The organism is Alistipes sp. HGB5, assembly GCF_000183485.2.
GTDB classification, from domain to species: Bacteria; Bacteroidota; Bacteroidia; order Bacteroidales; family Rikenellaceae; genus Alistipes; species Alistipes finegoldii.
On sequence record NZ_AENZ01000003.1, the window covers coordinates 1 to 14,846 of the forward strand.

The following is a 14,846-nucleotide window of genomic DNA, read 5'->3' on the forward strand; positions in this document are numbered from 1 at the left end:
ACTTGTTATCGTCACCTTTATAGATAATGGAATCCAACAAAGCAGACTTTTTAAGCTTACCTTCTTTAACAAGTCTCTGCTTCTCTTGTCGTATCTGTTCAAGTAATTCTTGGGCTGTGCCTTCTTCTGTAATCTGTGGAAGGAGTTTACCTTGAATTGCTTCTTGGAGAATAGACTTTTTTAAAACTGAACGTAATTCAGCATTGAGTTTATTAAGTTGTGATTGTTCAATATTGAACTTTTCTATTAACAACTTTAGTGATGACAATTTATCAATTATAACTTGTTGTTCATCTTTAGGTGGAATAGGAATCAGGACGTTTCTCATGCCAGACAACGGCACATTTTTAATTGTACTACCTGTAGCAACGCGTTTAGTATATTCCAAAAAATAATCAGTTTGAAGTACTATCTTGATATATTTCCTCTCAATGCCATTCAATAAGTTGAAATAACAAGCACTCTTTCCCAAAATAACATTTTCTCCTGAGTAGAAAGCGATATTACCTATAGTGCCATTTATAGAAACGAGTACGGTTGATTCATTGAGTAATCTTGAATGCTTAACAGCCTCTTCTTTTGATACTGTTTTTGTATCAGGCTTGATAAGTATTTGACCATCAAACAGGTTATTCCCATTAATAAAATAAACGCTTCCGCCTTCCGAATATTCTGGTGTCCCATGAATACCATCTCCCAATAAAGAGACAATAGATAATAATCTGCACCATTCCCAAGTAGCAGGAATTTCAAACGGAATCTCCTCGTCAATACACTTTACTTCCCTCGTAGCGAGAAACTTCTCATAATAGGAATTGTCCTCACCACGATAGATGATTGATTCGTTTTTGTCTTTCTTGATTTTCTTTTCCTTGACCAGTCGGGCTTTTTCGGCTCTGATACGTTCAAGAAGTACAGATGCCGGTTCGTCATTAGGATCTTGCGGTACAAGTTTGCCCTGTATCGCCCATTGGAGTATGCTGTTTTTTAATTGCTTTCCGTTCATTTTTTAATCCTCTGCTTGTACTCTATATGAGAAATACTTTGAGTCTATTTTTACTCCATTTTTAAGTTTGGAATCCATCTCCTTATTCATTGTTGGGAGGAAAGAAAAATAATTCTGAATAGCAGACATAATCCCTGCATTGCAACTCTTGTTTTTTACCCAATTTTGAGGAATGAAACTTCTATTATTCTGCTCGCAATTGTTTTTTTCTGCCGAAATAGCACTGTTTAAACAGTTTGCCGCAATATTAATTATGCTGTCAACAAGATTGTTTTCAGAAGCAACTTTTAAGCACTCACTCGGTGATGGTACATTTGTTTGATTGTTACATTTAGCAAAAACCATTGATATGGCAAAAAGAAGATGGTATGGAGCATAAGCCTTCATTGTTAGTAGTTCCTCTTCCAGTCCTAATGGGTTTTCCTGAGTCCATGCATCCATTATTTTTCTCATCCAAAACGATAGAGCATAAGCATCTTCAGGCAAATAGTCGTTCTTGAACAATGTATTGAAATACTTGTCAAAAATCTTAGTTTCACCATAAGATAAATTAGGTCTTTGCATGTACCAAGCTGTAAGATTCTTTCCTAAATATGATAACTCTATGCAGTACTGTTTGTCCTTGTCGGCTGGAATAATTTCACCTCTTTTGGTTGCAAAGAATCCATTAGAATATTTTGCTTCGTATGCCTTTTTGAGTTTTAATATCTGCTTACTGTTACTGCGTAAATCTCTTGCCTTTACAGCACTTTGCGTGTTTGTGTTAATGCTAATAGAATCAGCCCTGTCTCTTTGTGGAATTTCATAAAATCTGAATAGAACATAAGCATCATCACGCTTTCGTACATTCTCACTACAACTTAAAATAGTATTCAATGATTGACATCCATTTACAACATTCAATCCATAAAGTTTAAACTCACCATTGCCACATTCTTCAATTTTGTTACAAATGGCAGTGATTCCATTATGAAAAAAGAAGAAGTCACCACATTTATTCGGATCGTTTATGGTTTTCTTGATCTTTTTATTTACGGTATTGTTAATGCCTAAACTCTGTCGTACATTTTTCTGGAACAAAGACCCATCTTTAATGCCAGGGAATTTTATACATTCTTTCAGAGGCATGGCTGCAACTATTACGCTTGTCGCCCCTAATTCTGTCGTCATATATTTACCAGCTTCAAGCTTGATAGTATGGTTTAAAGTTGGATTCGTTTGTTCAATAACACAACTATAAGCATCTTTCAAACCTTGTTTATCAACTACGGAGAATTGTGTACTATAATTCAATTCAGCATCATCTTCCTCTGATAATTTGGTTTGGAATGAATGTATATCATCCATAGCCGCATCCGTAAAGATAGATGTTGTTATTAATTCAAAACATACGCAGTAAGAGTCATCTTCTAATGCTGTTGCTATTTCTGATATTTTAGTCTTTAATTTAGAATTAGCATTTTCCTGTAATTGAGCTAAGTTACTAAACTGGCTCCAAGCAGATATAACTTCTCTCACAGGAGTTGCATCAACAGATTCACCAAGGTAGTATTTCCCTTGTACAATATATATTTTTTGCTCGTCTTCATCAATATATACGGCATCAATTTGTTTATCATTGGCTCCGTCTGTGATGGCATCTTTAGCTTGTCTTTGATCCAGAAGATGTATATTCCGCATATACCACGCAACGAAACGTTGACCATCATTTGGAAAATTATTTTTATAATAATCTTGCGTAATTTCGTTTTTTATGATTTCAAGTACATTCGCCATAATTATATTCATTTATTCGTAATCTTCGCCTTGTATTCCTAACTCACCTTTGCTCATAGCATTGGCAATATCTATTTTCAGTTCTTCGTCATAATCTTTACTGGTCAAAAAGCTATTGACGATGCGTAGTAGCAAATCTTGGTCGATGTTCGATGCTGCCACATGATAAATAATAGATTCCAATGTACGCATACAGATGCAAGCGTGCCAATAGTAATTGTTTTTGTGTAAGAAGTATGTACCCACAGTCAGTGCAATACGCTTATTCCCATCATTGAAGAAATGTCCGGAACAGAATCTATACATCAGATAGGTTAGTTTGTCAGCAAAGGTCGGATAGTATAAATCATTTTGTACAAAATCCAATGTAGCACGAATACCACCTTCATCACGCACACCTTCAAAGCCACCATCACTGGCATCAATCATTTTGCCATAGATGTTTAAGGCTTCATCGTAATCTATGTAAATAAATTCCTTACTCATCTTCTGCCTGCTTTAAACGTTTGAGCACATCTTTGTTATCCGCTAAGATACGGTCAAAATCAATAGACTGATCACCGATAAATCGTTCAAACTCTTCAGGAGTAACAGCTTGCAGGTAATCTGCTATATTACCATGATACGCATCCCGGAAACTGAAATCCCTTGAAGCCATTTTAGTCCTGGCATCATTCAGATAAGGTTTCTGCATTGGATGTTCGGCAAGTTCGTTTACAATACGCTCCACTTCGTCAATGGTAAGCAACTTACCACCATTTTCTTTAAATCGTTCACTGATGGCTGCCCCCACTCCGTTTTCAAAAGAAGAGATAACCAATAGAACCTCTGAATACAACGTGTGTCGAACATTGTCCTTTGAATCCAACTTTAATACTTCTCGGTATTCTTTAGCATTCTCTTTGAATACAGCTTTATAGATAAAATCTGTAATCTGAGAATATTTGTATGTAGGATGCCCATCCACATATTGATTGATGGCAGAAGTAAGATTTTTCCGATAGTTTTCTTCTGTGATTGCGGCAGGAAGATAATTCACATCTCTACGATTAATATATTTTGTTCCTCCACCTGTCTTTTCATTGATGGTAGTAATCACAAAATCCAAGATAAGACTACGGACTTTTTTAGCTTTCTCACTCTCTGTAAGCAGCATACCTATATTCAAGAAAGAGCGGAAATTAAATAATCCGAGCTGCGTTGTTTTGCTCGCCTCATTAATAAGGTGAGCAAATTCTAACTTAAACTCTTTCAATTGTTTACCCTTACATAAAATATATCCATTATGTTTCAGCTCATCAGAATTTGATTGCAGGTAACGATCTATTGTAGATGTGTCAACTTGATAAAAGTCGGCAACCATTTTTTTTGTAAAGCGGTATTCTCCCTCAAAGAGCATTCCTTCTATATCAAGATGCTCTTGTACTTTACTGACCGCAAAACGATTGTTAAGTACATTCTGCCGTTCTATGTTTGAGATGGTCAAATCTTTCATATCACTTCACTATTATCAGTTACACGATTTTATGTCTATGCCGAGAATTTTTTGAATCTCAGAAAGGGTTTTGTCTATTTCATGGTCGAGTGCAGCACGTTTCTCAAAATACTGTTTGAGCAGTTCTGCCGGAGGGAGTATTTCTTCTTCCTCTTTCGGGAACTTGCACTGGTCGAAGTTGCAATCCAAATCAATCAACTGTTGGGCAGTGAACACACGGCTCTTTTCTCCCACTTCATCACTGATAATTTCTTTCCTGTCTTTCCACCATTCCTGAATAGGTAGGGTATGCTCCACCTTCATTGGTTTGGTCTTTGAGAAGTGCTTGTAGCCTTCCGGCATATCCAAGCGATAGAACCATGTCTCTTTGGTCTTGAATCCTTCTTTGCAGCCCTCTGCTTCTTCATTATTAAAGAAAAGAATGTTGGTTGCAATAGAGGTATATGGGGAGAATATCGAGCCCGGTAAACGGATGATGGTATGCAGATTGAACTTGCGGAGTAAATTTTCTTTAAGTGCAAGTTTTGCTCCATCCGTACCAAACAAGAAACCATCTGGGATAATCACACCGCATCTACCACCAGCTTTGAGGCGGTACATGATAAGGGCTATGAACAAATCCGCTGTTTCACTTGAACGGTACTGCATCGGGAAATTGCTTTTTACACTATCTTCTGTGCTACCACCATACGGAGGATTCATACCGATAACATCCACTTTATCGCTTTCCTTGAAATCAGTGATATTTGTTCCAAGCGAATCACAGTTAGCTATATTGGGAGCTTCAATATCATGGAGTAACAGATTTGTTATACTCAAAAGATAAGGTAGCGGTTTCCATTCTTGTCCCACGACTGCATTTTGCAGTTTTTCTCCATCTTCGGCAGAACTGACGCTCTTACTCACATAATTGAGAGCAGAGGTAAGGAAGCCGCCTGTACCACTGGTGAAGTCGCCAAAGGTCTCGCCCAATTTCGGGTCAAGCATCATCACGATAAAGTCTGTCAAAGCACGTGGAGTATAGAACTCACCTGCATTGCCTGCTGATTGCAAGTCTTTCAAGATTCCCTCATAAATATCTCCAAATGTGTGGCGATCATCAGCATCGTCAAATTCGATTTCATTTACGATGTTGACCACTTGACGCAAAAGCGTTCCATTCTTCATATACTGGTTTAAGTCAGCAAATGTTTCTTGAACAATGCTTTTGGCTCTTGGCGTATTGGCGTCTATCGGAAGATTCTTTAAAGTAGGGAACAGTTTTTCATTGACAAAAGAGAGCAATGCTTCTCCTGTTAATGCTTCACCGTCTTTTTCATCTACAGCCCATTTACGCCAACGCAAATCTTCGGGGATGATAGACTTGTAGTTCTCATCTTTATATTCCCATGTTTCTTCCTGAGTGTCATAGACTTTCAAGAAAAACATCCAAGTCATTTGCTCAATTCTCTGTGCGTCACCATTGATACCTGCGTCTTGACGCATTATATTTTGGATTCGCTTTATGATGTTGTTTACTGCCATTTTTAAGCTGATTTATAAATTTGATATTCTAGTTCTCTGATGGCTTGCTCAAAAGCAACCTTACCGCCAAATAACTTTATGATTTTTGTTGGTTTCCCTATGCTATTGAATGGCGGTATCTCCAAGATGTTCGCCTTTTCAAAGTCGAGAATACCATTCTCTGCATATTTGTCAAGAAGAGCCTCCAATACTTCACGAGCTTTACCTTCGTACTTCCCGAAGTAATTACGCTTCTTTACATTGTTTGCTCTCTCTTTCCTTGTTAATGGCGGTTGGTCAAACGCAACGTGGCATATCACATCAAAGATGTCGGCATCCTTCAATGCCGGATTAGCTTCACGTACAGCATCTATCAGAATAGCATATTCCTTCAATTCATCCATAATGGCCTGTTTGCGTTCTGCCTCCGTCCACGTTTGGATAAAATCATCCAAAGTTTGGTAATGGCGTAATAATTGCTTTTTAGCAAACGACTGAACACTTTCCGTCCTCATCGTCTTACCATCTTCTCCTAACACTGAAACGATTTCATGGGCAATGCGAATATTCTTACCACTGATAAGATATTTCTCACGAGGCTCAGATACTATTGGAGTTTCTGGAGCATCAATGATTTTGTAAGGCTTGGGCTTTTTCCCTCCTCCTTTTGGTGGTTCCGGGTCGCCATCAAATGCTGGATCTTTGAATTTTGCGGTAGCATTGCGGAAATCAAGGATTTCCAAATGCCATTTGCCCTTGTCTTTTCTAAGTCGTGTACCTCGTCCAATGATTTGCTTAAATTCAGTCATAGAACCAATTTCTTTGTCTATGACGATTAAACCACAAGTTTTGCAGTCCACTCCTGTAGATAAAAGTTCAGATGTGGTAACAATTACAGGATAAGGCTCATCCACACTAATGAAATTGTCCAGTTGTTTCTTACCTTCTTTATCCTCACCAACAATACGTGTAACATAGTAAGGCGACTTTTTACATAAATCGCTATTCATATTGATAAGCAGCGTTCGCATTTCGGCCGCTTCCTCAATATCAGAACAGAATACTATTGTCTTTGTCATACGACCAATGTCATGTAACATTTGGGTTATCCTATGTGCTACTACTTTACGCCTTAACTTGATGGCAAGATCACGACCTATATTCTGTCTTTGATATAGTTTCTGTTCAATCTCTTTACCCAATAAATCTATTTCACCTTCTTCTGGAGTCCATCCTTGTAAATCAACATTAATAAAGTCTGCTGTAACCCTATATGGAGCTAAGAAACCATCTTGAATGCCTTGAAGAAGTGAATAGGTATATACTGGTTCACCGAAATAATCCAAGTTGTTCGCTCCTTCGTCTGCTTTCGGTGTGGCTGTCATACCAATTTGGGTAGCCGAACTAAAATATTCCAACACCTTGCGCCATGCGGAATCGTCTTTTGCACTTCCCCTATGACACTCATCGACAATAATTAAATCAAAGAAATTTGGCTGCACCTCCAAGAATGGGTCTGGTTTACCCTCTTTCCCGACCAATTGGTGGTATAAAGCCATATACACTTCGTATGACGAATCAATTTTTTCCTCCCCTTCTCCAACAGAAGTTATCTTGGTCATAAACTTCTTGAAAGGCTTGAAGTCTTGCACCATTGTTTGGTCAATGAGGATATTGCGGTCTGCAAGATAAAGAATCTTTTTCTTAACCCCACTTTTATGAAGACGATGGATAATCTGGAAAGCAGTAAAAGTCTTACCAGTACCGGTAGCCATTACCACAAGTACACGTTGTTGCCCTCTTGCGATGGCCTCTACTGTGCGATCAACTGCTATACGTTGATAATATCTTGGTTCATGGCTATGGGCATCATAGTAGAAAGGAGTTTCTATTATATTGAGTTCATCCGATGTATAGTTCTTAGATGCCAGATAACGGTTGTATAGTTCTTCCTCAGTCGGAAAGTCCTCTAACTTGATTTCTGTTTCTTTCCCCGTAATAAAGTCATGTTCCAAGAATGCATCACCATTACTGGAGTAGGCAAATTTCAAGTCAAGGATTTGGGCATAATCCATAGCTTGTTGAATGCCACCTCCAACTGCATGTTTATTATCTTTAGCTTCAACTACCGCAATTGGCTTACCTTTATGGTATAATAGATAATCGGCTTTTTTCCCCTCTGCTACTGAATGTTGGTTGCCAATAACAAGCACTCGACCATCTGTGAAATAATACTCTTCACGCATATTTACACTTACCGCCCATCCTTTTTGTTGGAGTGCAGGAGTAATGAACAGAGTGCGTATCTCTTGTTCTTTGAGTTCTTTCTTGTTTACTTCCATGACAATAACTCATTTGTGGCTTGCGCTACTAACAATCAAATCTTTTACATCAATATTAAGGGCATTGGCTATATCATTAAGCGTTTTGAGGTCTGGTTGAACAGAATTACTACACCATTTACTTACGGTACAATTGGATTTCCCAATCTGTTCTGCAAGCCATTTTCCGGTTTTCTGCTGTTCTGCGAGAACTATCTTTAGTCTATTAAAATTAGCCATAGAGTAAAATGTTTTAATTGCAACGCAAAATTATATAATTTATCCGATATGGACACTACTTCCTATAATAATAATTATCAGGAAGTAGGAATTTGGCTTAAATAAGGTATTTCGATAAGATATTCTCATCAATTTCAATCTTATGTCGTCCTGTGGTTGTGCGTAGATTCTTCCTGACAGTGTCAAATGTAGAGTTGGCAAACCATTCAGAGAACGTAGCCATTACAAATGAGGTAGTCATATCTCTGCCTATATTATATTGAAAAGCGATATTCCAAGCAAAGTTCTTCAGCGAGATTTGGGTGAGCGAGCTGTGCTTCTTGATATGAACCTCAGTCATGGAAAACACTTGATGGTTTGTCACGAAATAGCGGACAGATTCGCAAATTTGGAAAATCTCGGTTTCGTTCAAGTCAAAACGCTTAAAAGTTTCCCGTGTGTATCTTAGGATGGCATTTAGTTTTTTGTTTTCCTCTTCTTCTTTTCGCTGCTGGTATTGCTGGTGCTCACGTTGGTATTCATAGTGAAATAACTCCATTCGTTTCTTCTGAACTTCGACACAATCTTTTGCAGATGGAGGCAAGACAACTGATGATGAAGTATCAGTCTTTTCATTGGCTAACGCAAAGTGTGATGACGGGATTGCTTCTATAATATATCTTGCCACAATAATGCAAAGATGATACAGGAGTTTTAGGATGATATATCCGGTAGCCATAACAAATGGCAGTAAACTCATTCGTATGCCAAGCATATTGCATACTTGAAATGCAATCATTGAAGCCAGTAGCACAGCCATAACTTCGATAGTTAGTGAATGGAGTATATGTTGTTTTTGCTTCATACCTATTGTTATTTATTTCTTGATGCAAAGGTACGATAGATTTTCATAAAAAACGATAGATAAATCGTAGGTGCATTTTTGCAATCATATAGTAATCAATGCTTTTTGAAAATAAAAGCATAACAAGAGAAAATATCCAAGTCTATTTGAAAACAAGAGAAAACAGAAATTACACAAAAGAGATGTAGTTAAACTAAGTTAAAGTTCTTCTTGGGCGTTCTTTTCTGTTCTATATAGGCTGAGATATTGAGTAATCGAAGTAAAGCAATCATATTTGTACCAAGTAGTGCGTAAATGATTTATATTCAATAGTTATTATCTTTGAGGAAGGAAACCTAATTTTCGCAGCTCTCCGCGCAGGCGTTCGACCACGGCGGGGTGTTCGGCGGCGAGGTTGCGCCATTTTCGCATAACGAATCAAATTTAATCAATTTTCAGGATAATCGGGAGCGTAAAGCAACGTTTCCTCGCAAGGTGGGCAGATTTCTGCTTGAAAAGTTATGTATTAATATGAAATTCGACAATAATGCTTACAATCCGTAAGTTTAGCACCGGTAAAAACGACTGCATCGGCACAAAATTTCCCGTTTCAGCCTAATTAAACCTCCGAAAAGGCCTTTCAGACCGCTTTCAAGGCGTCTCGTTCCCTGCAAAGCGGGATTAACAAAATTAAAGAAATTGTTATCTTTTCTCAATTTCGGGGGTGAAAAGCCCTCCTTCGGCAAATATTTCGACATTTTTTTACGGTTTCCTAAAACCGGACGACAAAAGGAGGTCATTTCTTAAAATATATCAAAAACAAACGCCCGTTTTCCGCTTCCGTCCCTTCCGATTCGCCGAACCGTCAACCCGGAATCCGACCGCGCACCGCTCAGATAATGATAAAATTTCAAAATAAGCAAACTCATTTCTACATTTTTGTAAAAATATTTTGAATATTATCCAACCCGATCGCAACAAATCGAAATAAAACATTAAGTTATTAATTAAGAATCGAATAGACCGCTGAAACACACCGAACAGAGCACCGAAACAGCCCTTTTCAGGCACTCCGGCTTACATTTCATCCATTTTGAATATTTGGCAAATTCATTTTAATTATTTTTCTTTGCCGCGTAAGAAAGTATCATCCACTTATGCAAAAAACGAAACTTCTACTCAACATTCTTGCACTTTTCCTATGCATCCTGCCGGCCGTATCTATGGCTCAGGGGGGGGGAAACGTGACCGTCAGTGGCATCGTCACTTCGGCGGATGACAAGCAACCCCTGATCGGGGTCAACGTGATTTCCGGAGCCACGAGCGGAGTGAGCACACTCGCCGACGGCACCTACCGGATAACCGTTTCGGCGGGGACCACCCTCACCTTCCAGTACATCGGTTACAAACCGTTCGAATTCACGGTTCCCGCAGGCCGAAGCTCCGTTACCTGCGACGTCGCGCTGCAAGGCGATTCGCAGACGCTCGACGACGTGGTGGTGATCGCCTACGGCGTCCGCAAAAAGGGCACCATCGCAGGCTCGGTATCGACCGTCAAGGCCGAGAAGATCGAGGACACCCCGGCGGCGGCCTTCGATCAGGCCCTTCAGGGTCAGGTTCCGGGTCTGACGGTACTTTCCGACTCCGGTGAGCCGAGCGAGGCCGCAGCCATGGCCATCCGAGGCACCAACTCGATCAACTCCGGCACCGCGCCGCTCTACATTCTGGACGGCGTCGCCATTTCGAGCAGGGACTTCAACACCATCAATCCCTCCGACATCGAGAGCCTTTCGGTCCTCAAAGACGCTTCGTCCACCTCCATATACGGTGCGCGCGCGGCCAACGGCGTGATCGTCATCACCACCAAGCGCGGCCGCATGGCCGACCGCGCGAAGATCAACTACCGCATGCAACTCGGTTTTTCGCAGATCGCCTACGGCAACTGGGACCTGATGAACACTTCGGAGCGCATCCAGTATGAGAAAGAGCTGGGGCTGACCGACGGCAAGAACTACAACGTGCTGGCCAAGACCGACGTCAACTGGCTCGACGAGGTGTTCAGCAACGCCGCGCTGCTCCAGAACTACGAGCTTTCCGTCTCAGGAGCCAGCGAAAAGACCAACTACTACGTTTCGGGCGGCTACTACAGTCAGGACGGTACGGCCGTGGGTTCGTCGTTCGAACGCTACTCGATCCGCGCCAACGTCGAGCAGCGGGCCGCCAAGTGGCTCAAACTCGGCACCAACACGATGATGAACTACCAGACCATCGAGAAGGCCGACGACGGGGAATACACCCTGACCACACCGATTTCGGCCGCACGCTTCATGCTTCCCTACTGGAACCCGCACCGCGCCGGCGGTTCGCTGGCGTCGGTGAACGACGGTTCGTGGAAGGGCGAGGGGCAGAACCCGCTCGAATGGCTCAAGAACAACCCCGTAGACTACAAGAAGTACAAGATCATATCCACGGTCTTCGCCGAGGCGACCCCGATCGAAGGGCTTACGCTCCGTTCGCAGTTCGGCGTCGATTATTCGCACTCGACGGGCCGCGGCATCTCCTATCCGAGCTACGCCCCCAACCTCGGTTCGGGTACCGTACAGCGCAACTCCTCCGACGGAATGAGCCTTTCGGTCACCAATACGATCACCTACCGGTTCGACATCGACAACAAGCACATGTTCACCTTCCTCGCGGGGCAGGAGGGACTCGACTACCGGTACGAGGCCTTCTCCTTGCAGACCAAGGACCAGAACAACGACAAACTGGTGAACATCTCGTCGAGTCCGCGCGCCACCCGCTGGAGCGACACCACCGACGACAACTACGCCTATCTGTCGTTCTTCGGACGCGCCGAGTACAGCTATTCGGACCGTTACTACGCCGACTTCTCGCTGCGTACCGACGGCTCCTCGCGCTTCGGCGCCTCGAACCGCTGGGCCGGCTTCTGGTCGGTGGGCTTCATGTGGAACCTGCGCAACGAGAAATTCATGGAGAACTCCCGCCGCTGGCTGACGCTGGCGCAGATCGCCGTCAGCACCGGTACGTCGGGCAACTCGGAGATTCCCAACTACGAACACCTCGCGCTGGTGACCGGCGGCCAGAACTATTTCGGCAACGCCGGCATCGCCCCCACCCAGCCGGGCAACGAGGAGCTGAGCTGGGAGAAGCTCTGGACGACCAACGTGGCCCTGCATCTGGGCTTCTGGAACCGGCTCAATCTGGACGTCGAACTCTACAACAAGAAGACGACCGACATGCTGATGGAGGTTCCCGAATCCTATGCCGACAAAGGCTACGGCTACCACTGGAGCAACGTGGGCGGCATGGTCAACCGCGGCGTCGAGCTGAGCCTGTCGGGCGCCGTCGTCGCAAGCAAGGACTTCCTGTGGAGCGTGAACGCCAACGTATCCTACAACAAGAACAAGATCACCGAACTCTATAACGGCGTCACGGAGTACGAAATGTCCAGCACCAACACCAAGCTGGTCGTGGGACACCCCGTGGGCGAATTCTACATCAACCGCTTCGCCGGCGTCAATCCCGCCAACGGCGACGCCCTGTGGTACACCAAGCAGGGCGAGCTGACCACCGAACTCCGCGACGAGGACAAGGTGCTGACCGGCAAGAGCTTCTTCGCCCCGTGGCAGGGCGGCTTCGGCACGACGCTGACATGGAAGGGGCTTTCGCTCTCGGCGCAGTTCGCATGGGTGGCCGACCGCTGGATGATCAACAACGACCGCTATTTCGACGAGTCGAACGGCCGCTTCGTCTCCTTCAACCAGTCGAAACGCCTGCTCAACCGCTGGAAGAAACCGGGCGACATCACCGACATTCCGCGCCACGGCGTCTACACCGAGTTCGACGACCGCCTGCTGGAGGACGCTTCGTTCCTGCGTCTGAAGAACCTCATGCTCAGCTACACCTTCCCGCAGGAGTGGCTGCGCAAGACCCGGTTCATCGGAGGCGCCCGGATTTACGCACAGGCCCAGAACCTGTTTACGTTCACCAAATTCACGGGACTCGACCCTGAGGGTAACTCCAACATGTACCAAGCGCAGTATCCTATGGCCCGGCAATTCACCTTCGGACTCGACTTAACATTCTAAAACGGGACTATGAACATGTTACGCAATATAAAATTCCGACTTTCCGCCCTTGCGGTGCTTCTCCTCGCCACTTCGTGTCTGGACAAATACCCCGAATCCGCCATCCCCGAAAAGGATGCCATGAAGACCTTCGCGGATGCCGAGCAGACCCTCACGGGCATCTACGCCACCTTCAAGAGCAGCTCGCTTTTCAGCGGACGGCTCACGCTGCTGCCCGACATTCAGGCCGACCTCGTCTATGCCGTCGAGGGCAACAGCAACCAGTTCGGCAACTTCTGGCGCTGGGACGTCCGCCCGACCGACCTCGACCTCGAAGGCGTTTACGCCGACCTCTACACCGTCATCAGCCGCTGCAACTTCTTCCTCGAACGCATCGACGAAGTGATGCGGAACGAAATCAGCGACGACAACCTCGAAGACCTCGAAGAATACACCGGCGAGGTCTACGCCATCCGCGCGCTCTGCTATTCGGAGCTGCTCAAGAATTACTGCAAGGCCTACGACCCCGCCACCGCGCAATCGGAGCTGGGCGTGGTCATCCGCACCAAATACTCCACGCCGGAGCCGATCCGCCGCGCGTCGCTGTACGACTCCTATAAGTTCGTGCTCGACGATCTGGCGGAGGCCGAGAAGCGTCTCGACAAGGAGGAGGACGCCTACAGCAACGAGTACATCACCTCGGCGGCCGCTCAGGCGCTGCACGCCCGCGTGGCCCTCTACATGCAGGACTGGGATACCGCCATCGAATACGCGAGCATCCTGATCGACGACAAGAAGAACACCTTCAAGCTGGCCGACGCCAAAACCAAATACAACGCCGACTACACCTTCTTCGACTACATGTGGGCCTACGACCTGAGCTACGAGATCATCTGGCGCATCGGCTTCACGGAGACATCCTACGGCAGTCCCCTCGGAACGGTGTTCCTGAACTTCACCAAGGACCTCACCTACTACTATCCCGACTACGTGCCGGCCACCGCGGCGCTGAACCTGTACGACGCCGCCGACCTGCGCTATTCGGGTTACTTCGCCGGCAAGGAGCAGGGGCTGACGATCGGCTACACCAACGGACTGGACTGGCCGATGCTGGTGAAATACTACGGCAACCGCAACTTCACCAGCAAGCTGATCTTCCACGTTTCGATGCCCAAGCCGTTCCGGCTGGCCGAGCAGTACCTGATCCGCGCCGAAGCCTACTGCCGCAAGAACGACTTCACGAAGGCCGGCAACGACCTCACGGCGCTGCGCAAGATGCGCTACGCTTCGGGCGGCACGCTGAACGTCTCGAAAAACAACTGGCTGCAGACCATCTCCGACGAGCGCGTGCGCGAACTCTACATGGAGGGTTTCCGCCTGCACGACCTCAAGCGCTGGGGCAAGGAGTACGCCGACCTGAACGGCGGCTACAGCATCCGCCGCACGCCGCAGTCGTGCTCGCAGCCCGAAGGCAGCTCGCTCAAGATCACTCCGGACAATCCGCTCTTCGTATGGCCGATTCCCCAGCACGAACTGGAGTCTCCCGGCTCGGAGATTCTGCCCAACGAAAGCAACCGATAGCAACAACGAACAG

Annotated in this window: 10 protein-coding genes; 2 read left to right on the forward strand and 8 right to left on the reverse strand. The window is 44.8% G+C overall.

Going from position 1 to position 14,846, the window contains the following annotated elements; translation table 11 throughout:
- The 8 genes from HMPREF9720_RS00350 to HMPREF9720_RS00380 all read right to left on the reverse strand — a co-directional run.
- The coding region (locus HMPREF9720_RS00350) for a restriction endonuclease subunit S (protein WP_009596136.1) at positions 1–1,006 on the reverse strand (1,006 nt) is incomplete at its 3' end.
- Between the two features lie 3 nt (positions 1,007–1,009).
- Entirely contained in the window at positions 1,010–2,782 is a 1,773-nt protein-coding gene (locus HMPREF9720_RS00355; RefSeq protein WP_009596212.1) for an AIPR family protein, read from the reverse strand.
- 12 nt (positions 2,783–2,794) lie between these two features.
- Positions 2,795–3,268, reverse strand: coding sequence for a Fic family protein (locus tag HMPREF9720_RS00360; RefSeq protein ID WP_009596206.1), 474 nt, complete (start codon positions 3,266–3,268; stop codon positions 2,795–2,797).
- Positions 3,261–4,277, reverse strand: coding sequence for a hypothetical protein (locus HMPREF9720_RS00365; protein ID WP_009596176.1), 1,017 nt, complete (start codon positions 4,275–4,277; stop codon positions 3,261–3,263). Before HMPREF9720_RS00365 ends, HMPREF9720_RS00360 begins: the two co-directional genes overlap by 8 nt.
- 15 nt (positions 4,278–4,292) lie before the next feature.
- Positions 4,293–5,801, reverse strand: coding sequence for a class I SAM-dependent DNA methyltransferase (locus tag HMPREF9720_RS00370; RefSeq protein ID WP_009596227.1), 1,509 nt, complete (start codon positions 5,799–5,801; stop codon positions 4,293–4,295).
- A 2-nt stretch (positions 5,802–5,803) separates the two neighbouring features.
- Positions 5,804–8,122, reverse strand: a complete 2,319-nt coding sequence (hsdR, locus tag HMPREF9720_RS00375) for an EcoAI/FtnUII family type I restriction enzme subunit R (RefSeq protein ID WP_009596209.1) — start codon at positions 8,120–8,122, stop codon at positions 5,804–5,806.
- Positions 8,123–8,131: 9 nt separating this feature from the next.
- Entirely contained in the window at positions 8,132–8,341 is a 210-nt protein-coding gene (locus HMPREF9720_RS14900; RefSeq protein WP_009596226.1) for a helix-turn-helix domain-containing protein, read from the reverse strand.
- 97 nt (positions 8,342–8,438) lie between these two features.
- Positions 8,439–9,185, reverse strand: coding sequence for a hypothetical protein (locus HMPREF9720_RS00380; protein ID WP_039939413.1), 747 nt, complete (start codon positions 9,183–9,185; stop codon positions 8,439–8,441).
- A gap of 1,136 nt (positions 9,186–10,321) precedes the next feature.
- Between HMPREF9720_RS00380 and HMPREF9720_RS00385 the strand changes: the two genes are divergently transcribed.
- Complete coding sequence (locus HMPREF9720_RS00385; protein ID WP_009596177.1) at positions 10,322–13,273, forward strand: SusC/RagA family TonB-linked outer membrane protein; 2,952 nt, start codon at positions 10,322–10,324, stop codon at positions 13,271–13,273.
- Between the two features lie 9 nt (positions 13,274–13,282).
- On the forward strand, positions 13,283–14,833 hold the full coding sequence (locus tag HMPREF9720_RS00390; protein ID WP_009596182.1) for a RagB/SusD family nutrient uptake outer membrane protein: 1,551 nt from the start codon (positions 13,283–13,285) through the stop codon (positions 14,831–14,833).
- Positions 14,834–14,846: the final 13 nt, after the last annotated feature.